The sequence below is a fragment of the Acidithiobacillus marinus genome (genome assembly GCF_002847505.1).
GTDB lineage: Bacteria > Pseudomonadota > Gammaproteobacteria > Acidithiobacillales > Acidithiobacillaceae > Acidithiobacillus > Acidithiobacillus marinus.
In genome coordinates this window covers 1-21,587 of the sequence record NZ_MXAV01000043.1, presented here as the reverse complement: position 1 = coordinate 21,587, position 21,587 = coordinate 1, and the positions used below count along the sequence as shown (strand labels likewise).

Annotated in this window: 30 protein-coding genes and 1 pseudogene; 18 read left to right on the top strand and 13 right to left on the bottom strand. The window is 56.6% G+C overall.

Annotation, left to right across the window (positions count from 1 at the left end; genetic code table 11):
* Positions 1–477: pseudogene (locus tag B1757_RS11555) on the bottom strand (helix-turn-helix domain-containing protein); the annotation flags it as partial.
* A 282-nt stretch (positions 478–759) separates the two neighbouring features.
* Here B1757_RS11555 and B1757_RS15465 point away from each other — a divergent pair.
* Both B1757_RS15465 and B1757_RS16130 read left to right on the top strand, forming a co-directional pair.
* On the top strand, positions 760–975 hold the full coding sequence (locus B1757_RS15465; RefSeq protein ID WP_101538451.1) for a DUF4351 domain-containing protein: 216 nt from the start codon (positions 760–762) through the stop codon (positions 973–975).
* Complete coding sequence (locus B1757_RS16130; RefSeq protein ID WP_368233432.1) at positions 968–1,198, top strand: hypothetical protein; 231 nt, start codon at positions 968–970, stop codon at positions 1,196–1,198. Before B1757_RS15465 ends, B1757_RS16130 begins: the two co-directional genes overlap by 8 nt.
* Here B1757_RS16130 and B1757_RS16125 read toward each other — a convergent pair.
* Positions 1,124–1,294 carry a DUF2283 domain-containing protein gene (locus B1757_RS16125; protein WP_368233430.1) on the bottom strand — a complete coding sequence of 57 codons (171 nt, stop codon included), beginning with the start codon at positions 1,292–1,294 and terminating at the stop codon, positions 1,124–1,126. The two genes, B1757_RS16130 and B1757_RS16125, sit on opposite strands and share 75 nt — an antisense overlap.
* An 82-nt stretch (positions 1,295–1,376) precedes the next feature.
* On the opposite strand from B1757_RS16125, the gene B1757_RS11540 reads away from it, so the two are divergent.
* Together B1757_RS11540 and B1757_RS11535 are read left to right on the top strand one after the other, a co-directional pair.
* Positions 1,377–1,643, top strand: coding sequence for a type II toxin-antitoxin system RelB/DinJ family antitoxin (locus tag B1757_RS11540; protein WP_101538450.1), 267 nt, complete (start codon positions 1,377–1,379; stop codon positions 1,641–1,643).
* Complete coding sequence (locus B1757_RS11535) at positions 1,630–1,923, top strand: type II toxin-antitoxin system YafQ family toxin (RefSeq protein ID WP_101538449.1); 294 nt, start codon at positions 1,630–1,632, stop codon at positions 1,921–1,923. The genes B1757_RS11540 and B1757_RS11535 overlap by 14 nt, the downstream gene beginning before the upstream one ends.
* A 46-nt stretch (positions 1,924–1,969) precedes the next feature.
* On the opposite strand, the gene B1757_RS11530 is transcribed toward B1757_RS11535, so the two are convergent.
* The 3 genes from B1757_RS11530 to B1757_RS11520 form a co-directional block, all read right to left on the bottom strand.
* Positions 1,970–2,215, bottom strand: coding sequence for a type II toxin-antitoxin system Phd/YefM family antitoxin (locus tag B1757_RS11530; RefSeq protein ID WP_101538448.1), 246 nt, complete (start codon positions 2,213–2,215; stop codon positions 1,970–1,972).
* A 191-nt stretch (positions 2,216–2,406) separates the two neighbouring features.
* Positions 2,407–2,715, bottom strand: a complete 309-nt coding sequence (locus tag B1757_RS11525) for a type II toxin-antitoxin system RelE/ParE family toxin (RefSeq protein ID WP_101538447.1) — start codon at positions 2,713–2,715, stop codon at positions 2,407–2,409.
* Between the two features lie 44 nt (positions 2,716–2,759).
* Positions 2,760–3,206: an antitoxin PaaA2 family protein gene (locus B1757_RS11520; protein WP_101538446.1), complete on the bottom strand. Its 447-nt coding sequence runs from the start codon at positions 3,204–3,206 to the stop codon at positions 2,760–2,762.
* A gap of 76 nt (positions 3,207–3,282) precedes the next feature.
* Here B1757_RS11520 and B1757_RS15180 point away from each other — a divergent pair, with 76 nt between their 5' ends.
* The gene (locus B1757_RS15180; RefSeq protein WP_143484254.1) at positions 3,283–3,483 is read left to right on the top strand and encodes a hypothetical protein; all 201 of its coding nucleotides are present in this window, start codon (positions 3,283–3,285) and stop codon (positions 3,481–3,483) included.
* 142 nt (positions 3,484–3,625) lie between these two features.
* On the opposite strand, the gene B1757_RS11510 is transcribed toward B1757_RS15180, so the two are convergent.
* The 4 genes from B1757_RS11510 to B1757_RS11495 all read right to left on the bottom strand — a co-directional run bounded on the left by B1757_RS11510 (position 3,626) and on the right by B1757_RS11495 (position 4,892).
* Positions 3,626–3,937 carry an addiction module antidote protein gene (locus B1757_RS11510; RefSeq protein WP_101538445.1) on the bottom strand — a complete coding sequence of 104 codons (312 nt, stop codon included), beginning with the start codon at positions 3,935–3,937 and terminating at the stop codon, positions 3,626–3,628.
* Between the two features lie 5 nt (positions 3,938–3,942).
* A complete protein-coding gene (locus tag B1757_RS11505; RefSeq protein WP_368233427.1) occupies positions 3,943–4,233 on the bottom strand; it encodes a type II toxin-antitoxin system RelE/ParE family toxin in 291 nt (96 codons plus the stop codon).
* Positions 4,234–4,341: 108 nt separating this feature from the next.
* Positions 4,342–4,698, bottom strand: coding sequence for a type II toxin-antitoxin system VapC family toxin (locus tag B1757_RS11500; protein ID WP_216360873.1), 357 nt, complete (start codon positions 4,696–4,698; stop codon positions 4,342–4,344).
* Positions 4,695–4,892, bottom strand: coding sequence for a prevent-host-death protein (locus tag B1757_RS11495; protein WP_253253827.1), 198 nt, complete (start codon positions 4,890–4,892; stop codon positions 4,695–4,697). Before B1757_RS11495 ends, B1757_RS11500 begins: the two co-directional genes overlap by 4 nt.
* Positions 4,893–4,996: 104 nt before the next feature.
* Here B1757_RS11495 and B1757_RS11490 point away from each other — a divergent pair, with 104 nt between their 5' ends.
* Entirely contained in the window at positions 4,997–5,833 is an 837-nt protein-coding gene (locus tag B1757_RS11490) for a DUF4351 domain-containing protein (RefSeq protein ID WP_172437693.1), read from the top strand.
* 65 nt (positions 5,834–5,898) lie between these two features.
* Here the strand turns inward: B1757_RS11490 and B1757_RS11485 are convergent, their stop codons facing one another.
* Both B1757_RS11485 and B1757_RS15935 read right to left on the bottom strand, forming a co-directional pair.
* Entirely contained in the window at positions 5,899–6,099 is a 201-nt protein-coding gene (locus B1757_RS11485; protein ID WP_172437692.1) for a DUF2283 domain-containing protein, read from the bottom strand.
* Positions 6,093–6,386, bottom strand: a complete 294-nt coding sequence (locus tag B1757_RS15935; RefSeq protein WP_101538442.1) for a DUF4258 domain-containing protein — start codon at positions 6,384–6,386, stop codon at positions 6,093–6,095. Before B1757_RS15935 ends, B1757_RS11485 begins: the two co-directional genes overlap by 7 nt.
* Before the next feature lie 185 nt (positions 6,387–6,571).
* Between B1757_RS15935 and B1757_RS11475 the strand changes: the two genes are divergently transcribed.
* Genes B1757_RS11475 through eno form a run of 11 tightly spaced genes read left to right on the top strand, consistent with a single transcriptional unit; the run spans position 6,572 to position 20,062 of the window.
* Positions 6,572–9,160: a plasma-membrane proton-efflux P-type ATPase gene (locus B1757_RS11475; RefSeq protein WP_101538441.1), complete on the top strand. Its 2,589-nt coding sequence runs from the start codon at positions 6,572–6,574 to the stop codon at positions 9,158–9,160.
* A gap of 39 nt (positions 9,161–9,199) precedes the next feature.
* Complete coding sequence (locus B1757_RS11470) at positions 9,200–9,550, top strand: carboxymuconolactone decarboxylase family protein (RefSeq protein ID WP_101538440.1); 351 nt, start codon at positions 9,200–9,202, stop codon at positions 9,548–9,550.
* A complete protein-coding gene (locus B1757_RS11465) occupies positions 9,543–10,607 on the top strand; it encodes a thiamine pyrophosphate-dependent enzyme (RefSeq protein ID WP_101538439.1) in 1,065 nt (354 codons plus the stop codon). Before B1757_RS11470 ends, B1757_RS11465 begins: the two co-directional genes overlap by 8 nt.
* A complete protein-coding gene (locus tag B1757_RS11460; RefSeq protein WP_101538438.1) occupies positions 10,604–11,599 on the top strand; it encodes an alpha-ketoacid dehydrogenase subunit beta in 996 nt (331 codons plus the stop codon). Before B1757_RS11465 ends, B1757_RS11460 begins: the two co-directional genes overlap by 4 nt.
* Positions 11,596–12,825 carry a dihydrolipoamide acetyltransferase family protein gene (locus B1757_RS11455; protein WP_101538437.1) on the top strand — a complete coding sequence of 410 codons (1,230 nt, stop codon included), beginning with the start codon at positions 11,596–11,598 and terminating at the stop codon, positions 12,823–12,825. Before B1757_RS11460 ends, B1757_RS11455 begins: the two co-directional genes overlap by 4 nt.
* A complete protein-coding gene (locus B1757_RS11450) occupies positions 12,813–14,021 on the top strand; it encodes an acetate kinase (RefSeq protein WP_101538436.1) in 1,209 nt (402 codons plus the stop codon). The genes B1757_RS11455 and B1757_RS11450 overlap by 13 nt, the downstream gene beginning before the upstream one ends.
* Positions 14,022–14,047: 26 nt before the next feature.
* Positions 14,048–14,974 (top strand): bifunctional enoyl-CoA hydratase/phosphate acetyltransferase, encoded by a 927-nt coding sequence (locus B1757_RS11445; RefSeq protein ID WP_101538435.1) that lies wholly within the window; start codon positions 14,048–14,050, stop codon positions 14,972–14,974.
* Complete coding sequence (locus B1757_RS11440) at positions 14,971–15,930, top strand: 1-phosphofructokinase family hexose kinase (protein ID WP_101538434.1); 960 nt, start codon at positions 14,971–14,973, stop codon at positions 15,928–15,930. Before B1757_RS11445 ends, B1757_RS11440 begins: the two co-directional genes overlap by 4 nt.
* Positions 15,931–15,945: 15 nt before the next feature.
* A complete protein-coding gene (locus B1757_RS11435) occupies positions 15,946–17,334 on the top strand; it encodes an FAD-dependent oxidoreductase (protein ID WP_101538433.1) in 1,389 nt (462 codons plus the stop codon).
* Complete coding sequence (gene pyk, locus B1757_RS11430; protein ID WP_101538432.1) at positions 17,331–18,764, top strand: pyruvate kinase; 1,434 nt, start codon at positions 17,331–17,333, stop codon at positions 18,762–18,764. The genes B1757_RS11435 and pyk overlap by 4 nt, the downstream gene beginning before the upstream one ends.
* Before the next feature lie 2 nt (positions 18,765–18,766).
* Positions 18,767–20,062: a phosphopyruvate hydratase gene (gene eno, locus B1757_RS11425; protein WP_101538431.1), complete on the top strand. Its 1,296-nt coding sequence runs from the start codon at positions 18,767–18,769 to the stop codon at positions 20,060–20,062.
* Between the two features lie 78 nt (positions 20,063–20,140).
* Here the strand turns inward: eno and B1757_RS16200 are convergent, their stop codons facing one another.
* Positions 20,141–20,344 carry a tyrosine-type recombinase/integrase gene (locus tag B1757_RS16200; RefSeq protein WP_438263626.1) on the bottom strand — a complete coding sequence of 68 codons (204 nt, stop codon included), beginning with the start codon at positions 20,342–20,344 and terminating at the stop codon, positions 20,141–20,143.
* A gap of 6 nt (positions 20,345–20,350) precedes the next feature.
* A complete protein-coding gene (locus tag B1757_RS16195) occupies positions 20,351–20,593 on the bottom strand; it encodes a phage integrase N-terminal SAM-like domain-containing protein (RefSeq protein ID WP_216360871.1) in 243 nt (80 codons plus the stop codon).
* Positions 20,594–20,698: 105 nt separating this feature from the next.
* Here B1757_RS16195 and B1757_RS11415 point away from each other — a divergent pair, with 105 nt between their 5' ends.
* A complete protein-coding gene (locus B1757_RS11415; RefSeq protein WP_101538430.1) occupies positions 20,699–21,580 on the top strand; it encodes a restriction endonuclease in 882 nt (293 codons plus the stop codon).
* Positions 21,581–21,587: the final 7 nt, after the last annotated feature.

Below are 21,587 nucleotides of genomic sequence, written 5' to 3'. Positions count from 1 at the left end.
CATCGACGCCGACGGCATGGACATGGGCCATATCCACTCTGGTACGGGCTTCTGGCACATAGTGGTCAATCACCCGCCACAGGAGCGTGTCGGTCTCGCCACTAGGCGGGCTACGGTCAATACCGGCATCTCCCGCACCAGGGTCATGATCAGCGCTTCGAAGAGCAGGGTGAAATGCGAGCCTTCCCGTGCCCAGGGAACAGATATCTGATGCACTCCATGCTCCTGGCACTTCACACGAGGTACGCGGGCATGGAGATAGGCTTCATGCTGGAAGAAATCCATGTGCCGCCAAGTATGGTCACGGGTATCATGTACCGGACACTCCTCACCACAGACGGAGCAAGCAAAGCGACTACCCTTGGGAAAGTTGATGTGCAGATCCAGGCGTTTCTCCTCCACCGTGAAAGTCACATGATCCACCAACCACGGCGGAACCAATCCTAACGCGAGAGAAAACAGCTCTTCAGGGACCATCAGCTAACTCCAATTCAGGGCACGACCGCTCCACAGCATTCTACCCCCTACCCACTCAATCTGACGAAGAGCCGTTGAAACATGCGGCCCGATTTAGATTTGATCTGCATAAAGTTTGACCTCTCGTGTGTTAGCCTTGCGCAGCTTGGTCAGCGACACTCCATGCTTGGCCGCGTTCAGAGCATCCTTTGCGGGATCAAACGAGATCTTCATGGAGTTATTGTATGTACAATATCCCTTGCCGACAAGGTGAAGATGCTAAATAGCAAGGAGCCTTTGCGCATGGCGTCAGGTCTGCGCCAGACGGGGCTGGATTATCAATATGAAATCGTTGATATGCATCGGGTGGATTGCGCCCGCCTGCTGCAAAAGCGTTTTGGCCCCTTGCCGCCCCGGATTCAGACCCGCCTGGAAGCGGCCAGCACTACAGAACTGGAAGCCTGGGCGGAGCAGGTGCTGGATGGGCTGGGCCTGGAGCAGATGTTTCCTGATGCCTGATTGCTGCTCGATAATGGACGAGACTGCCGGCACGACAGCGTCGATATTTGTCGGGTGGAATGCGCTCAGTCAGGCAGCGACGTTGATGCTCCGCGAAGCATCTGCACCACCTTTTTTTGAAGCACCCAATATTTCTACGCCTACGGTATTACCCGTCTTTATCGTAGTCCAGGATAATGCCATCGGCTACTTCGTCGCTTTCCTGAATGGGCACCGAGGTTAGTTCCAGGTACACCGCATCAGCTTCTCTATCTACCCGCACTAGCTGGCATTCTCCTGTCGAAATAGGAGTCCCGTCAGAATTCGGAAAATACAGCACGGTAAGCAAACCGGCATCGCCCTTGATTTGTAGTCACATTGAGACCACAATAGAGCTTCTGAAATCTTCACGGGAAATAACTATGAACACCGCCGATACTTATGTCCGCGCTCGCATCGATACCCGTACCAAAGAGCGTGCCGCTGACGCGCTTGAAGCAATGGGCCTGTCCATCTCTGACGCCATTCGCTTGCTGATGCTGCGCATTGCAGATGAGCGCCGGATGCCCTTCGATGTTAAGGTCCCCAACGCTACCACGCGCAAAGCCATTGCCGAGCTTGAAGCCGGGAAAGGCAAGCGTTTCGCCAGTGTTGATGACCTGATGGCAGACTTGCATGGGGACGATTGACCGTGCCACGACCTTCAAACGCGATTACAAGCGGGAAGCCAAAGGCCAGCATCGGGCTACGCTTGATGATAATTTGAAGCCCGTTCTCGTGGCCCTAGCGACCGATCAGCTGCTTGAGGCCAAGCACCGCGACCATGACTTGAGCGGCGATTGGGCTGGCTACCGCGAATGCCACGTCAGGCCCGACCTGCTGCTGATCTACCGCAAGCTCGCCACACTGAAAATCAGCTCGTTTTCGAGATTGGTCAGCAGATCTTGCCCTTCTGTGGATAGCCTCTGAAAATCTCCGGCTGCCCAAATAAGGATGTGTGTATCCAGCAGTAACTTCATTTTCCGCCTTCAAACCAGTGTTGAATTTGGTCTGCGGACAATGTGTTAAAATCATCAGGCACCTGAACCTGCCCACGCAGAAAACCCAGGCGTTTCACTTGGGACGCTTCCGGTGCCTCAATGGCAGTCACTTTGACCATCGGTTTCCCTGCTTTCGCAATAATAAACGAGTCACCTTTAACCGCCGCTTCAATCAATCGGGAAAGCTGGGTTTTCGCTTCATGGATGTTATAGGTTTGCATCGCAGCACTCCTGAGTTTAGTTCAACGAACCAAGTCAATAATGTCAGCTTTGCCGGTGGCTTGCAAAAGCGGTTTTGCCACCAGTACCACAGAGTTGGAAGCCTGGGCCGGGCAGGTGCTGGATGGGCTTGGGCTGGAGCAGATTTTTCCTGACGCCTGAACACACGTTATCCCATCCGAGGGGACTTGAATCAGGGTATTTGCTGTGCTGCATGTTTTACACGCAGAATTTCCACCATGTCGGCGTCGTCCAGCACGCGATAAAATACGATGTAATTCCGGTGGACGACCAGTTCACGTATGAAGGAAGGCAAGTATGGCCTGCCGCTGTGGCCCATCATGGGATACTGTGCAAGGAGCAAAGTCTTGTCACGCAGCGCTTGGCCGAACAGCTCCGCATTGCGCGGGTTGCCTTGGGCGATGTAATCCATGATGTTTTCGAGATCGGCCTCGGCCTGCGGACGCCAAACGATGCGATAAGGCGCATTTCTTTTGGTCATAAATCAGTCACCTTCCGCCTCGGTGAAGGCATCAAATTTCATGCTTACTTCGTGCCTGCAGTCTTATGGCGTACAATGCGGGCATCCATCCGCGCCATGACTTCATCGTGGGTGATGCTTGGCCGGGGCTCGTCGATGGCCTCCTGAATCTCGGCGGCCAACCATTCGCTATAGGCGGCGGCTTGGTGGGCCTTGCGCATCGCCTCGGACCGACCACGGTTGCTGGCGCTTTCCGCTTTGTCTTCCGGGTTCCACTCGCTTGCGTCAAATTGGCCGATGGTGATTCCCACGCCGCGCAACACTTTCAGGGCAGCAATGGGGTTACCAAAGCGACGCGGTTCGCTGCTGCGGGCTTTGGCAAGCAGGGCGGCAGCACCACTGCGCGTAGCGATTTGCACGATGAAGGTTCCGCCCTGCCCTCTCAGGGTCACGCCTTCCACGCCGCCAGCCTCGCTCGCGGCACGAAGCTGCTCAATGGTCATGCTTTGCATGATTTACTCCTTATAATGCAACGAGAACATTCAAGGTTAAATGTGCACGTTTTCTAGAAAATGTGCAAGTCAAACCATGTTGAGCGAAGTCTTGATTACCGAATTACCCTCTTACGGACTGGGGAGGGAACGCGGGATGCACCAAGGGATGGAACACGGCGAACAGCTCATGTTGAGCCGCTTGTTGCCGGTATATTCTGGACCGGTTGCAGGTGCTGACGGAAGGCACTCCCGGCGCACTACAGAGCTGGAAGTCTGGGCCGGGCACATGGTGTGAAACCGCAGCGCGCTTCCTTTAGCCGTTTTAACTCAGCATTTCCGGTTTAATAAGCAGAGAATGACCATCCATGCAAATGTCTACTTGGTCGCCGATTCCACATTCGGTCAGAAACGCCGATGGAATGAGAATGCCGCGTGAATTACCGATTTTCCGTATGCGGGTACGCATATCGCTCCTTGGCGGTCAGAGCGATTCCCAAGGCTTTCATCACCGCGATGGTTGTCTTGAGCGTAGGATTACCCCGTTCGCTAAACGATCGGTATAGCTGCTCTCGGGAAAGCCCGGTCTGTTCGGCAATCTGGGTCATGCCCTTGGCACGGGCCACCACACCCAGCGCATGGGCAACATAGCCCACATCACCGGACTCGAAGGCGTCGGCCATGAATGCTGCGATGGCTTCCTCAGAGGTCAGCCCCTCGGCAGGGTCGAAAGAGGTCAATTTTTCTGTCATATCCGTCACTCCACTTGCTTTGCAATCCGCTTTGCGCGGGCAATATCCTTATCCTGTGTGCTTTTGTCGCCACCACAGAGCAGGACCATAATTTGATGACCGCGCTGTTGGAAATACACGCGATAACCGGGGCCATGATGTATCCGCAATTCGCTGATGCCGTCACCGACCGGGGATACATCCCCCGCATGACCGTAAGCCAGACGACTTAGCCGAGAAGCAATGAGGCCCTTGGCACGCTCATCCTTGAGTTTCATCCACCATTTCCGAAATATCTCGGTTTGCTGGAGTTCCATCACATGGTGGTTATCGGCATCATCTCCCATGATTTAAGTGTAGTTTATAGACTACCAGCCCGCAAGGGATAACACCGCCATCCCAACCCTGCCTGCTATACCCGCATATCATCTCATTCCCGGATACAGATAAACTAATTCATAAGCAGCATCATAGGCTGACAGTTTATAGCGTCTGGCGAGGTTTAAGGTATCCCCTAATGCGTGTGCCGATGTTGCATGATCGGTCACGATGTTGAGTCGCCCAAGGAGGACGATAAATCGTTGTACGTCCGCTTCGGTTACAACACCCTTGGATTCCAACTTGGCTGCAACATTAACCACCTCCAACGCGAACAGGGATGGCACAACGGCTTGGGCGTCCCTGAGCGCCTTCAGGATCGTACCGGCATAATCCACACCTGCCGGATTGGTCCCCGGTACCAGCCAGAGCAACGCCACAGACGCATCCAACACAAAATTCATGCCCGACCTTCGTTAATAAGTGCCTTGAGATCAATGCCGCCCACAGGTTGACGAGCCTGCATGAAGGACAACATTTCATCGACGGCTGCCATGGCATCCGTGTGCTTGTTGCCTTCAGCGGGTACAAGATCGGCCACGGCCTCACCCCGCAAGGTGATGGTGTAGCGGTTGCCCGCCTGGATACCGCGCAGCAACTCCGGCAGTTTCGTCTTGGCTTCGTATGATCCGACCTCCTCAGATTGCTCGTAATCGGGTGATACCTTATTCTGCGCGTAGTGGGGTGGCAGGAGGGCAGACCATGCAGGAAAAAGATGTGGTATCCAAGGACTTACTCAAGCGCATCACCCTGGATATTGCCCGCATCCTCCTGGGCCTGGAGGTGGAACAGGCCGAGATTGTGGAAAGCAGCCACCCCCGGGTGGAAGAACGCCGCGCCGATCTGGTGGCACGCATGGCAGGGCCAGCGGGTCAGTTTTTGCTGCACATCGAGGTCCAGAATGGCAACGACGGGCAGATGCCCTGCCGGATGCTCCGCTATCGCAGTGATCTGTGCCTGCAATGCACGGACGAGGACATCCGCCAAGTCTTGTTGTACATCGGCAAGGAACCTTTGCGCATGGCTTCGGGTCTGCGCCAGACGGGGCTGGATTATCAGTATGAAATTGTCGATATGCACCGGGTGGATTGCGCCCGCCTGCTGGCCGAGGACAGTCCCGATGCCCTGGTGCTGGCGGTTTTATGCGATTTTCAGGATCGTTCGCCACGGGCGGTCATCCGGTATATTCTGGACCGGTTGCAGGTGCTGACGGAAGGCACCCCGGCGCGTTTTCGGGATTACCTGAAAATGCTGGAAATCCTGTCGAGTAACCGCAATTTGTACGAAGTCGTCAAGGAGGAACAGACCATGTTGAGCGAAGTCTTGATCACCGAATTACCCTCTTACGGGCTGGGAATGGAACGTGGGATGGAGCGTGGCGAACAGCTTATGTTGAGCCGCTTGTTGCAAAAGCGTTTTGGCCCCCTGCCCCCCCGGATTCAGGCGCGCCTGGAAGTGGCCAGCACCACAGAGCTGGAAACCTGGGCGGAGCAGGTGCTGGATGGGCTGGGCCTGGAGCAGATGTTTCCTGATGCCTGATTGCTGCTCGATAATGGACGAGACTGCCGGCACGACAGCGTCGATATTCGTCGGGTGGAATGCGCTCAATCAGGCAGCGACGTTGATATTCCGCAAAGCATCTGCATCACCTTTTTTGAAGCACCCAATATTTCTACGCCTACGGTATTACCGTCTTTATCGTAGTCCAGGATAATGCCATCGGCTACTTCTTCACTTTCCTGAATGGGCACCGAGGTGAGTTCGAGGTACACCGCATCAGCTTCTCTATCTACCCGCACTAGCATGGCATTCTCCTGTCGAAATAGGCAGTAATCACATGGCATGGATCATCCGCCCGAGTCACTACACGGAGCATTTTCCCTCGCGCCTGCTGACACTTGAGATACGATTGTTTGCCATCACGCACTTCTGTCTCATCCGGCGCAAGGATGGCCGCCTTAATCCACTCCATTTTAATGCCACGCCGTTGCACCGCGAGCCACCGTATGCGCGTCGAGCAGACGGACAACCCCTTTACATAAGCGGATTCCGGGGTTGGCCGCGAGTTCTTCGGCAAATTCACTTCCTGCATGACAGCGTCCCCTCACCAATAACATCCGCTAAAAAGATAGCATGCTTAACACAATAGTTATATTCACATCGACTAATCTGTTTATTGTGTCCATTGTCCCGTCAGCAAAACAAAGTATGTGCTATCTTATATTAGAATGTTGATGTCGCAATACCTCAAGAACAAATCCTCAGGGGAGGTTCCGCATGCAATCAGTGGATGCACAAAACTTTGAAAAAGTGAATCTGGATGAGAGCTTCAAGGAGCTGGACAGTAGCGCAAAGGGTTTAAGCAGTCAGGAAGCCAAAACCCGTTTTGCTCAGTTTGGCAGCAATCTTCTCGAAGAAAAGGAAGTCCCGCTGTGGCGCCGACTGGTCTCCTACTTCTGGGCACCCATTCCCTGGATGATCGAGGCTGCCGCCATCCTTTCGGCCATCAATGGTGACTGGAAAAGTTTTTTTGTGATATTTGCCATGCTACTCATCAACGGTGGCATTGGTTTCTGGGAAGAAAAGGGCGCCAACGATGCCCTCAAGGCTCTGAAAAACCAGCTCGCCCTCAAAGCACGAGTACTGCGTGACCAAAACTGGCAAAGCTTGGACGCTGCACAACTGGTACCCGGTGATGTGGTCCGTGTTCGCCTGGGCGATATTTTGCCCGCCGACATCAAGCTCTTTTCCGGCGATTATCTGTCTGTGGATCAATCGGCCCTGACCGGAGAATCCCTGCCGGTCAGCAAAAAACCCGGGGACGTCGTATATTCGGGAACCATCGCCAAACAGGGCGAAATGCTGGGTCTGGTGTACGCCACGGGATCCCGGACCTTTTTTGGACGTACCGCCAGCCTGGTCCAGAAAGCAGCACCGATTTCCCACTTTCAGAAAGCCGTGCTGGGCATTGGCAATTTTCTGATCATTCTGGCCATTAGCCTGTCGGTCTTGTTGATCATTGTTGAACTGGCACGGGGACTGCCGTTTTTGACGCTCATCGCCTTTGTCCTGGTGGTAGTGGTGGCCTCCATTCCGGTGGCCATGCCAGCAGTGCTGTCGGTGACCATGGCCCTGGGGGCTCTGGCCCTGTCGCGGATGAAAGCCATTGTTTCCCGTCTGACTTCCATCGAGGAAATGGCCGGGGTGGACATTCTCTGTTCCGATAAAACCGGCACCCTCACCCAGAACAAGATCAGCCTGGGAGAAATGACCCTCTTTTCCGCCAAGAATGAACAGGCACTCATCCTGGCAGCGGCCCTGGCCAGCAAGGCTGAAGATGCAGATGCTATCGACAATGCCGTGCTTGCGGGTCTGCAGGATGCAGAAAAAACTCTGGCGCCCTTTCATCTGGACAAGTTCATTCCCTTCGACCCCGTTGCCAAACGCACAGAAGGGCAGATTCATGGCGACGATGGGCAGAAATTCCGGGTGAGCAAGGGCGCCCCCCAGATCCTCATGGACATGGCCAAACTGGCAGGTGAGGAACGCAGCAAGGCGGAAAAAGTCGTGGAAGATGCGGCAGCCAAGGGCTTTCGTACTCTGGGTGTGGTACGTTCCGACGATGACGGGCAAAGCTGGCAGTTTCTCGGCATTCTGGCGCTACTCGATCCGCCCCGGGTAGACTCCAGGGAAACCATCATCGATGCCCAGAATCATGGTATCGAGGTCAAAATGGTGACCGGCGATCACCAGGCCATTGCCAGTGAAATTGCCGGACAACTGCATCTGGGTACCCATATTCTGACTGTGGACGAGCGCTTGTCGCAATTTGCCAACGGCGGTGCTTTGCCTGCAGATCTTGCGGATAAAATCGAACATTCGGATGGGTTCGCCCAGGTTTTTCCAGAGCACAAATACGCTATTGTCAAAATCCTCCAGCAGCGCGGTCATATCGTGGCCATGACCGGTGATGGGGTCAATGACGCCCCGGCCCTCAAACAGGCCGATGTGGGCATTGCCGTTTCCGGCGCCACTGACGCCGCCCGGGGCGCAGCGGCCTTGATTCTGACAGCGCCGGGCCTGAATGTAATCGTCAAGGCGGTGGAAGAAGCCCGTCGCATTTTTGAACGGATGACCAGTTATACGATCTATCGCATTGCCATGACCCTGGACATCCTGTTTTTCGTGGTCATCTCCATGTTGATTTTCAATGACTATCCCCTGACCGCCATCATGGTGGTGCTGCTCTCTCTGCTCGATGATATTCCCATCATGACCATCGCCTGGGACAACACCATTGTGCAGAAAGCCCCGGTTCATTGGGAAATGCCCCGGGTATTGGCGCTGTCGTCGGCCATGGGCGCACTGGCTTTTGGAGGCACTTTTTTTCTTTATATGCTCACGCGCTTTGTTTTTCATATTCCCTTGCTCGAAGCCCAGAGCATCATGTTCCTGCAACTCATTGCCGGAGGGCACCTCATGCTCTTTCTGACTCGGGTGCGCGGTCCCTTCTGGCGGCCTCCCTTCCCGGCCCGGATCCTTTTCCTGGCCATTCTGGGCACCCAGATCATCGGCATCGCCATTGTGGCTTTTGGCTGGCTCATGCCCGCCCTACCCTGGACCATCATTGGTCTGGTCTGGGCCTACAACATCGTCTGGATGGTACTCGCGGACTTCGCCAAGTTGGGTATTCACCGGCTGATGGACAACGAAGCGGAACATCAAAGCCGCTTTTTAAGAACCTTGAACCGGTCCCTGCAACCAGCTATGGCGGAGTTCAAACGTGAGGATGCGGCTCTGCACCGAAGCATCCACCAGGCATTTGCCCGCCTTATCCCCCGCAAGGAGAAGGGCTCACAGAAATAACACTGCAAAAATATAGCCTTGGATGATCAGGAGAAAGTTATGACGGCAACCGATCGCATCACTGAAATCCGGCAGTTGATGGAAAATCTCAAGCAAGATTACCCTTCAGAAATCAATGCGTTTCTGAGTTTCATGCAAAAGGCCGAAGGCAATCCGGCACTGGGCTCAGCCCAGAAAGAGTTGATCAACGTGGCCCTGTCGGTGGCCGCCCAATGTGAATGGTGCATTGCCTTGCACGTCAAAAATGCCGTCGAGGCCGGCGCCAGCCGCGACGAAATCATGAGTGCCGGTTTCATGGCCGTCATCATGCATGGCGGTCCGGCACTCATGTATCTAGTGCCGCTCAGCAAGGCTCTGGACGAATTCCTGCCGGAGACCCCGCATGGATAAGTTGCAGATGTCCCAGATGCTCCGCGACATGCTCCGCGCCCGGGCCTTTGAAGAGGCTGCTGCCCAGGGTTACGCCCAAGGGAAGATCGCGGGTTTTCTGCACCTTTATCCAGGTGAGGAGGCCGTGGCCGTGGGTGTCCTTCATGCCGCCGAGCCCGGTGATTATGTGGTCAGCACTTACCGGGAGCACGTCCACGCCCTGGTCCGGGGGGTTCCCGCCCCGGAAATCATGGCTGAACTGCATGGCAAAAAAACCGGCATCAGCAAAGGCATGGGTGGCTCCATGCATCTTTTCGATGCCAGCCGCCGCTTTCTGGGCGGCTATGCCATTGTCGGAGAAACCTACCCCATCGCTCTGGGGGCCGCTTATGCGGTGGCCTATCGCCGTCTGCCCGAAGCCGTGATCTGCTTTTTCGGCGACGGTGCCGTCAACCAGGGTACTTTTCACGAATCCCTGAACATGGCGGCGCTCTGGAAGTTACCCATTCTTTTTGTTTGCGAAAACAATCACTACCAGATCGGCACCGAGATCCACCGGCACTCGGCCATCACCGAGGTCTACAAACGGGCCTGCGGATATGGCATCCCGGCCGAAAAGGTCGATGGCATGGATGTGCTGAGCGTCCATGCCGCCGCCCGAAAGGCCCTGGAACGGGTGCGAAGTGGCGATGGGCCGCAGTTTCTGGAACTGGAGACCTATCGCTATCGCGGCCACTCCATGGCCGATCCCGGCAGCTATCGTCCCAGTGTCGAACTGGACGCCTACCGGGCCAATGATCCCATTGCCGCCGCCATTCACGAAGCCGAAAGCGGCTACCCCAGTCCAGAAGCTATTGCGGCAGCGGGCCCCGACTGCATCACCCTTTTCAGCGCCCATTGCTGCCGGGAAAATCACCTGGATGAAACGGGCATCGCACGCATGCGCCAGGAAATCCAGACCGAAATCGATGCCGCCGTTCGCTTTGCCGAAGCCAGTGAGGAACCCGACATGGAGACGGCCTGGTCCATTCTGCACGCCAACCGGCGTTATGAAACCCTGATGGAGAGTCCAGAATGAGTGAAGAGATCTATTACTGGCAGGCTCTGAATCGCGTCATGGACACGGAAATGGCGGCGGACGACAGCATCATCACCCTGGGCGAGGACGTGGGTTTGTATGGCGGCACCTACCGGGTAACCGAAGGGCTCATGGCCAAATATGGTGAATGGCGGGTGCGCGACACCCCCATTTCCGAAAACAGTTTCACCGGGCTGGGAGTGGGAGCGGCCATGCTGGGTCTGCGGCCCGTGGTGGAAATCATGACCATCAACTTCGCTCTTTTTGCCATCGACGCCATCATCAACATGGCCGCCAAAATCCCCTTCATGTCCGGAGCCCAGTTCCCCATGCCCCTGACCATCCGCATGCCCGGCGGCGTGGCCCGGCAGCTGGGCGCCCAACATTCCCAGCGACTGGAGCATACCCTGATGAACGTGCCCGGTCTGCGCATGGTGGTTCCCGCGACGCCGCAGGATGCCTATTGGCAGCTGCGGCAGGCCATTCACAGCGACGATCCCATCGTCTTTCTGGAGCATGAACTGCTCTATTTCAGCAAAGGGATGGTCGATGAGACGGCCGTGGTGCCGCCCATCCATCAGGCCATGGTCCGCCGCCCGGGGCGGGATATGACCTGCATCGCCTATTCGCGGATGGTCCTTGTGGCTTTGGAGGCTGCCGAACAACTGGCTACCGAAGGCATCGAAATGACGGTGATCGATCTGCGCAGCCTGTCGCCCATCGACTGGGAAACCTGCGTGCAGTCGGTGCAGCAAACCCATCACTGTCTTATCGTCGAAGAAGACTGCCGCTTTGCCGGGGCGGGTGCGGAACTGGCTGCCACCCTGCAGGAACGCTGTTTTTATTTCCTGGATAGGCCTATCCAACGCGTGGCCGGGCTGGACATCCCTACCCCCTTCAACGGCAAGCTGGAAGCGGCCAGCATTCCGCGTACGGAAGACATTCTTGCCGCAGCCCGGCGCCTCATCAGCAGCGCAGGAGATCAGTCATGAAAAATCCCATCACCATGCCGGTACTCTCCGATACCATGCAAACCGGGCGCCTGACCCGCTGGAACAAAGCCGAGGGGGATCCCGTTAAAAAAGGCGAGGCTGTTGCCGAGGTAGAAACGGATAAAGCCATACTGGATGTGGAGGCTTTTACCGATGGTTTTCTGGGTGGGCCACTGGCCGACACCAACATGGACATTCCGGTTCGTCAGGTCATTGGCTACATCCTGGATCAGCCTGCGGCGGCCGAAAAAACCGGGGATGTCGTTTCAGTACAGCCGACGGCCAGCACGCCCCCGGCATCTCCGCAACCGGCAGCAGACACCGTGAAAAACTTCGAAAACCCGGCAAACCCCGCCCCTGCGAACAATCATGACGGCGCAGCGTCTGCGTCTGTCCCGCCCCGATCGCCGACCTTATCCCCCACTTCCGCATCCACCACTGCCTCTGCCGCAGGGAAGACATCGCCTTATGCCCGTGCCCTGGCCGAGGATCTCGGCATCCAGCTCCAGCAGATTGCTCCGGGGCCCGACGGTCAGATTCATGCCAGTCAGGTACTGGCCGCCGCCTTGTCCGCGCCAGACGTGGATTTGCAGATGGGCCCACCCTATCAACTGGAAAAACCCAGCTCTCTGCGTGCGGCTGTCGCCCGCAACATGACGGCCACCCTTCACACGCCGACATTTCTGATCAGCAGTCGTGTCGCCCTGGAGAATTTTCAGAAAAACTGTAAATCCAAGGGACTGAGTTTTACCCTGGCACTGGGCAAGGCCTGCGCGCTGACTGTAGCTGAAGATCCCTGGTTCAATCATGCCTGGACCAGTCAGGGACTGGCCAAGCGCCAGCGGGTTGATCTCGGCATTGCCGTCGATACGGGTGAAGGGCTGATCACGCCCGTCCTGCGCGATGCGGCGAATCGCCCTCTGCCGGAACTGGCGGAGGATTGGCGCATCCTGCTCGGCAAGATCAAAAAGGGGCGAATAACACCCAGCGATTATCAGGGCGCCAGCTTTTACTTGTCCAATCTGGGTATTTTCCCGGAAATCGAACGCTTCAATGCCATCGTCCCCACTGGCGCGGCAGCCATTCTGGCGGTCGCCGCTGCGGGTCAGGACGGAAAAACAGACTTCACCCTGAGCTGCGATCATCGCGTCATTTTCGGCGCAGATGCAGCCCGCTTTCTGCAACGTCTGGGCAAACGTCTGGAGGATAGCTCTTGGCTGCAATAACCCGGATCCTGAGTATCAATAGCGGTTCTTCGTCCATAAAGTTTGCTCTCTTTGCCTTCAGCGGAAATGAAGAAAAAGTGCTGTTGGCCGGGGCCGTGGAGCACATCGGGCAAAGTGTCGGCAGAATATGGCTGGATCAGGAAAACCGCCGCGTACTGGATCGCCACGAGGCTTTTCCCGGTCAGGACTCCGCCTTGCAGGCCATTGTCGGCATGCTGGGTGAACTGGGCATGACCCATCCCGATGCCATTGGTCATCGTATTGTGTCGGGTGGCCCCTATCATCTGGCCCATATTCCCATCGACGCTCAGGTTCTGAACGATCTGCGTAACGCCCTGCCCTTTGCCCCCCTGCATTTACCGGCGGAAATAGCCGCCATAGAAGCCCTCCAGAAAATCTGGCCGGATAAAATGCAGGTAGCCTGCCTGGATACGGCCTTTCACCAGAGCCTGCCGGAGGTCGCGGCGCGCTTGCCCCTGCCCCGCAATCTCTGGCAGGAGGGTGTGCGCAAGTACGGTTTTCATGGCCTATCCTATGAATATATCGTCAGCCAGCTGGCGGACGCCGGAAAGGCGCCCAGCATCATCGCCCACCTCGGTAATGGCGCCAGCATGGCCGCTGTGGCCGATGGTCGCTGTCTGGATACCACCATGGGTCTGACCCCTACCGGAGGGCTGATCATGGGCACGCGCAGCGGCGATCTGGATCCGGGAGTATTGCTTTATCTGCTCTCCGAAAAAAATTACAACGCCTCACAACTGGAGCGCCTGCTCAATCATCTCTCCGGTCTGCTCGGTATTTCCGCCAGTAGTGGCGACATGCAAACCCTGCTGGCGCAACGCGACCAGAATCCCCTGGCGGCGGAGGCCATCGCCCAGTTTGCCTATAGCGCACGCAAGCACATCGGCAGTCTCATGGCGGTACTGGGAGGTGTGCAACGGCTGATATTTACCGGCGGCATCGGCGAACATGCAGCAGCTATTCGCTGGGCTATCTGCCGTCCGTTGGCAGGGTTGGGATTTCAACTGGACCCAGCGGCCAATGCCGAAACGTCGGCCGGGAAAACCCGCAAGATCTCATCCCCGACAAGTCCCGTGGAGATTCTGGTCATGCCCACCGATGAAGATTTGATGATTGCCCGCCACACCCGGCGATTGCTGGACTCGCCCCACTCACCGGCTGCACACACCCCATAATGCTTCTCTAACCCGGAGGAAGTCTGATGTCTTATGCGCACTTCGATGATCTGCTGGCAGCCATAGCTCCTCTGCCGGATATTTCCGTGGCCGTCGTCGATGCCACCGAGGCCCATGTCCTGCAAGGTGCCTGTGAAGCCAAGAAACAAAGCATTGTCGAGCCTATTCTGATTGGCGATGCCGACAAAATCCGGCAATTGCTGCTGCAATTGGGCGCGGATTCCGGCAGTTGTCCCAACTTTCAGATTGTGCCGGCAGACAGTCCCGAAGCGGCTGCCGATATCGGCGTGGAGATGGTCCTGGCGGGCAAAGCCCAGGCCATCATGAAAGGACACCTGCACAGTGACGCCTTCCTCCATCCCATTCTCGGCAAACTCCGTACCGGAAAGCGTCTTTCCCACATTTTTGTGACGGACATTGCCAGTTATCACAAACTGCTGCTGATTACCGACGCGGCCATCAATATTACCCCGGACTTGCTGACCAAAGCCGCCATTTTGCAAAACGCCATTGATCTCGCCCACATCCTTGATGTTTCCCAACCCAAGGCCGCCATCCTTTCGGCCGTAGAGGTAGTCAATCCGGCCATTGTCTCGACCGTGGATGCGGCCTGTCTCTCGAAAATGGCAGAGCGGGGTCAAATTACGGATGCCCTGGTGGATGGCCCTCTGGCCTTCGATAATGCCATTTCCAGTGAATCAGCCCGGGTCAAAGGCATTCACAGCGCGGTCGCAGGTGATGCCGACATATTGGTAGTTCCCGATCTGGTGTCCGGCAACATTCTCGCCAAGGACCTGGAATATCTGGCGGGTGCGACCATGGCGGGTATTGTCATGGGCGCGAAGGTCCCGGTTATTCTCACTTCCCGGGCGGACCCCGCCCGCGCCCGCCTGGTTTCGGCGGCGCTGGCAGCCTTGATTCACTACCATCAGGCTGGAGTGCAGCCGGCATGATTTCTCCGGAACACGACTGTCAGCCCATCGCTACTCTCACCCTCAATCCGGCGGTGGATATCGCTTATGAAGTCCCGCATCTGATCCCCGATCAGAAAAGCCATGCTCAGAGCACCCGCTATGACCCCGGCGGTAATGGCATTAATGTTGCCAGAGCTCTCAAGGAGCTGCTGGTTTGTGCCCACAGTTGCTGCATCGTAGCCGGCAATATTGGCGATCTCCTCCAGAAACTGCTGCAACATCAGCTCGATAGTCCTCATTGTGTGCGCGTGGAAGGGGAAACCCGCATCAATGCCACCATTTTACAGGGCGATCCGCCGGCGCAATTTGAGGTAACAGGTATCGGGCCGCTCGTTTCGGATCTGTCGCTGAACACCATCCGGGAAAGTTTTCTGGGTCTTTGTCAGGGAGGATTCGGAGTGCTGACCGGCTCGGTACCTCCCGGGGTGCCCGATCATTTTTACGGCGACATGGTGGACAAAGTTCAGGACGCCACAGGTAAAGCCATTGTGGATGCCCATGGCAGCCTGCTACAGATCGCCCTTCCTCATCAGCCCTTTCTCATTAAGCCGAACCGCTACGAACTGTCGGTACTGAGACAACGGGAGTTGCCCAGCTTGGAAGATGTCGCGCTGGAAGCCCGGGCCATCCAGCGCGAAGGGGTGCAATATGTCTGTGTCTCTCTGGGTAGTGATGGTGCCCTGCTGGTAGGGCCTGATGGCAGTTACTTGGCCAAGGCGCCTTCTGTAGCGGTCAAATCCACTGTCGGCGCAGGAGATTCCATGGTCGCCGGACTGGTGGCCGCACTAGCGCGTGGGCAAAGCCCTGCCGAAGCCCTGCGTCTGGCGGTAGCCTGTGGCAGCGGCACCGCCGCGCAACCAGGTACACAAATATTTTCACACAGCATGGTGGTTGACCTTCTCCAGCAAATCAATGTCAAGACGCTGGACATCTGAAAGGAGATGCAGAATATGACGGAAAGCAAGACGGATATTTTGATTATCGGTGGTGGTCCTGCAGGAATGATGACCGGCATCACCGCTGCCCAGTTTTCCCCCCACAAGAAGGTGCTGGTCCTGCGCCCCGAGACCGACGCCGTCATCCCCTGCGGGATTCCCTATATTTTCGGCACCCTGGGCGGCACCGAAGAAGACCTGGCCGGGCGAGCGCCGCTCCTGGCGGCTGGGGGGCAGATCCAGATTGGCAAGGTGGCCAGCATCGACCGCGCTGCCCATACCGCCACCCTGGAAAATGGCGATCTCATTCACTGGGAGCGCCTGGTTTTGGCCACAGGCGCGGAGAATTTCATCCCCCCGATTCCCGGCACCCAACTGGAAGGGGTGTTCAGTATTCACAAGGACTATGATTACCTCGATCAGCTCTTCAACACCCTGATTCCCAAAATCAAGAAACTGGCCATCATCGGCGGCGGTTTCATCGGCGTCGAATTTGCCGACGAAATCCGTAAGCGCGGCATTGAGGTCCACATCGTCGAAATGCTGCCCCACCTCATGCAGGCGGCCTTTGACCTGGATGCCTGCACCGCCGTCGAAAAGCAACTGCAAAGCCACGGCGTCCACATCCATACGGGCTGCAAGGTGGAAGCCCTCCTGGCCGGAGATGGTCAGCGTGTCGCCCAGGTCCAGATTGCCGGACAAAGCAGCCTGGCGGTAGATGCGGTGCTTATCGCCATCGGTACTCGCCCGCAAGTGGATCTGGCCAAGGCCATGGGCCTGACCCTGAGTCGCTCGGGAGGCATCTGGGTGGATGCCTTCCAGCGCTCCCGGGAAGATCCTCATATTTTTGCGGTAGGGGACTGCGCCCACAAGCAGGATTTTTTTACCCGCAAGGCTAGTCATGCCATGATTGCCTCACAAGCCGCCGCTGAAGGACGTATTGCCGGCATGAATCTTTATGGTCTGCGCCAGCTCCGTACCAATGCCGGTTCCGTCAGCGTCTACGCCAGCGAGATCGACGGCCTGGCTTTTGGCGTGGCAGGGCTGACTCAACATCAGGCCGAGCAGGAAGGGTTCCCCATCCTCATCGGCGAGGCCCAACTGCCGGACCACCATCCGGCTTCCATGCCCGGCACCACGGATATTTTATGTCGCGTCATTTTCGCCGCCGACTCCCTGCAGATTCTGGGTGGACAGGTACTGGGAGGCGCCACCACCGGTGAACTGGTCAACACCATTGGTCTCGCCATCCAGATGCACGCCACGGCCCCCGATCTGGTCAGCATGCAGTTCGGCAGTCAGCCTCGCCTGACCCCTTCCCTGCATCCTCTGGTGGCCGCTACGGGTAATGCCCTGCAAAAGCATTACGTTCTCCTCCATCCCTGCGTGGAAGACTCGCAATGAAGTCACTACCCAGGCATCGCAGCAAGATTGTCTGCACCATCGGTCCCGCCTCGGATCAGAGCAAAACGCTGGAAGCCATGATCCGGGCGGGGATGAACGTCGCCCGCCTCAATCTCGCCCACGGCAGCGCCGAGGAACACCGGGCGCGCATCGCCCGCATCCGTCAGGCTGCCGAAAACACCGGGCAACGTATTGCCATTCTCGCCGACCTGCCCGGCCCGAAAATCCGCATCGGCAAACTGCCGGCCCCGGTCACCCTCAAACACGGCGACCATGTCCTGCTAGCCCCCGACGCTCCCGGCACCGCCCAGGCTATTCCCCTGGAATTGCCGCCCCTGGCCAAGCCTCTGGTCAAGGGGGATACAGTGTTTTTGAATGACGGTTTCCTGCAACTGCGGGTAGAAAAGCACGATGCACACGGCCTCTTCTGTCAGGTGGTGGTCGGCGGCGTCCTGCTGTCCCACAAGGGCGTCAATCTGCCGGGCGTCCAGTTGGATGGCGGTGCCGTGACACCCGCCGACCGGCAACTGCTGGCCTTTGCCCTGGAGGCGGGAGTCGATGGCCTCAGCGTTTCTTTTGTAGAGACGGCGGAAGACCTCCATGCCGCTCGCCGGGAAGCCCTGGCCTTGGGCTATGCCCCCTTCCTGGTGGCGAAAATCGAGCGGGCCAAGGCATGGAAAGAGATCGACGCCATCATCGCGGCTACAGATGCCATCATGGTGGCTCGTGGAGATCTGGGCGTGGAAGTCCCCATCGAGGAAATTGCCGTCATCCAGAAGCGGCTCATCCGCAAGGCGCGGGCGGCAGGCAAACCGGTCATCACCGCCACCCAGATGCTGGAATCCATGGTTCATAACCGGCGGCCTACCCGGGCCGAAGTCACCGATGTAGCCAATGCCATCCTCGATGGTACCGACTGCCTCATGCTCTCGGAGGAGTCAGCCATGGGGGATTATCCCGAGGAAGCGGTGAAAATGCTGGCGCAAATCGCTCAGGTGACGGAAAAAAACCGGACCGAACTCAGCCCGCTGCAAGCCACCGATCTTCACGACCACGCCAGCGTCGAAAGCAGTATTGCCAACAGCGTCCGGCACAGTGCCGAACACTTGCATCCCCGCTTTGTGGTAACGCCAACGGAAACGGGTGCCACCGCCGCGCGCATTGCCCGCTTTCGTTTGCAGCCCTGGATTCTCGCCATGAGCCCGCACGCCGCCACCTGCCAACGCCTCTGTCTATACTACGGGGTGCATCCCATCGAAATGGCGAGCCCGGAACGGGGCTGGGAGTATGCCGCCCGCCGCTGGCTGGTGGAAAACGGCGTGGAAAAGGGCCTGATTTTACTCACCCAAGGCCCTAGCAAGGGCCATCCCGGCGGCACCAATCGCCTGGAAATCCTTCATCTCGACACCTCACCCACAACAGGAGCTTGATTATGGACAGTTTGATCGAAGACATCATCGCCCGGGAAATTCTCGACTCACGCGGTAATCCCACCGTCGAAGTGGAAGTACATCTCAGCAATGGGCAGTACGCCCGTGCCGCCGTGCCTTCCGGAGCTTCCACCGGCAGCAAGGAAGCGGTGGAACTGCGCGATGGCGATACCCAGCGTTTTGGCGGCAAGGGGGTCCGCCAGGTGGTGCAGAACATTGAAGAAATCATTGCCCCGGACCTCCAGGATCTGGATGTACGCGAGCAGAAAGCCATCGACGAAACCCTGATCGGTCTGGATGGCACCGACAACAAAGCCAAGCTGGGCGCCAATGCCCTGCTGGGCGTCTCCATGGCCTGTGCCCGCGCGGCCGCCGATTATTGTGAACTGCCCCTCTATGCCTATCTGGGTGGGCCGGGCGCCACCCGCCTCCCCGTCCCCTGCTTCAACGTCCTCAATGGTGGCGTCCATGCCCATTGGCAGGGCGCCGACTTCCAGGAATGCATGCTGGTACCCTACGGCGCCGACAGCTTCCGCGAGGCCCTGCGCTGGGGGGCGGAAATCTATCATGCCCTGCAGAGCGTTCTTCTGGAAAAACACCTCTCGGTGGGGGTTGGCGATGAAGGCGGTTTCGCCCCGGCGGTGGATTCCAACCACGAATCCTACGATCTGCTGGTGGATGCCATCCGCCGCGCCGGTTTCGAGCCCGGGAAAGACTGCGGTATTGCCATCGACCCGGCCTCCTCGGAGTTTTACAAGGACGGCAAATACCAGTTACGCACCGAAAATCGCGCCCTGAGCAGCGCGGAAATGGTCGATTACTACGCCGAAATCGTCGCCAATTACCCCGTGGTCCTGCTGGAAGACGGACTGGCCGAAGACGACTGGGAGGGCTGGAAACCGCTCAATGAAAAACTCGGCGGCATCGTGGAACTGGTGGGCGACGACATTTTCTGCACCAACCCCAAGATCATCGCCAAGGCCATCGAAGACAACATCGCCAACTCCACCCTTATCAAGCTCAATCAGATCGGTACGGTCAGCGAAACCATCGCCGCCACCCGCCTCGCCCAGTTCCACGGCTGGGGAGCATTCGTCTCCCACCGCTCCGGGGAAACCACCGACGACTTCATTGCCGACCTCACCGTCGCCCTGGACACCGGCCATCTCAAGTCCGGCGCTCCGGCTCGCGGCGAACGGGTAGCCAAGTACAACCAGCTCTTGCGCATTGAAGAAGAACTGGGCACGGCAGCCACTTACGCTGGCAAACAGGCTTTTGTGCGCGGAGTACGATTCTAGAAAACGCTACACCCAAAGGAAGAGCCGCAACGCGGCTCTTCCTGCAAGAATTCTGGGCAGCTGTCCTGTGACGGCTCATCAAAGCTGCGGCAGGCGGTCCAGAGGGCTGATCACTCCGCTCGGCCCGCGATTCAGGACATGGGTGTAGATCATGGTGGTGCTCACATCGGAATGCCCCAGCAATTCCTGCACCGTGCGAATGTCCTGCCCCGATTCCAGCAGATGAGTGGCAAAGGAATGGCGAAGCGTATGGGTGCTGGCGGGTTTGGTGATCCCTGCCACCAAGACCTACCCCTGGGTAGATGCCGACACCCGTCCTTCCACCGCCAACCAGGACAGAAAGGACTCCACCTCCGCAGCCCCCATCTCCCGAGGATGTCGTTTGCCGTGAAACAGCACGAAGCGCTTGACCCAATGGGCATAAGCCTGCTCAGTACGCAGGCTGTAATGGCGCAGCCGCAGTGCTTCCCGTACCTGCTCCAGCAGTCGTGGTTGGCGAATCGGGGTGTTTGTCGTGCCCGTTATAGTCATGCACGCTCCCTCATGTTAGTCTGCAGATGCCCATGTTACGTTGCATCATAGTGCAGTACAATTTACGTTAGGTTATACACAAAACCAAGTGTAGACGAGAAGATAATGGAACTACCAAAGTTTAACGATACATTCCTGCCAATACTGGATGTCCTTAAGGATGGGAAGATCATCAAAGGCCGAGATCTATTGAGGTTGGTGGAGGAAAAATACTATTCCAATCTACCTGAAGAACTGCTTCAACAAACAACCAAAAGTGGCGATAGGTTGATTGAAAATCGTATAGCTTGGGGTAAATCGTATCTTAAAAAGGGAGGCCTGGTTCATTATCCGCAAAGAGGCTTTGTGCAAATTACCGAAAAGGGGAAATCCGCTAGCGCTGAAAGCGTATCCTTGGAAAACATTCAGTCTGATGTAATTACCTTTTATGAGCCTGAAAACAAAACCCAAGGAACAAAACTGCCTATAGAAAACAGTGCGAGTCCTCAGGATTTAATTGATTCGGGCTTCGGGCAAATAGAACAAGAAATAAAAGACGAATTGCTATTGAAATTAAAAGAGGTAGATCCGTATGCTTTCCAGAAGATTATTCTCATCTTATTAAAGAAAATGGGTTACGGAGACTTCATAGAAACTTCAAAATCCGGCGATGGTGGCATAGACGGAATTATTAACGAAGATCAGTTGGGGCTGGAGAAAATCTATATACAAGCTAAGCGCTATAACGAAAATAAAGTCAGAGAGACTGATATTAGAAATTTTATCGGTGCTATGAGTGGTGACACCCGAAAGGGTATTTTTGTAACAACATCATCATTTGATGAAAAAGCGAAAAACAAAGCAAATAACGCTCACCATACAATAATCTTGTTAGACGGGTCTAAACTCGTCGACCTTATGCACAAATATAATGTTGGCGTCCAGACCAAGAATGTTTACGAAGTAAAGGCTGTAGACAATGACTTCTTCGATTCAGAAGAAATATAGGGAGCGC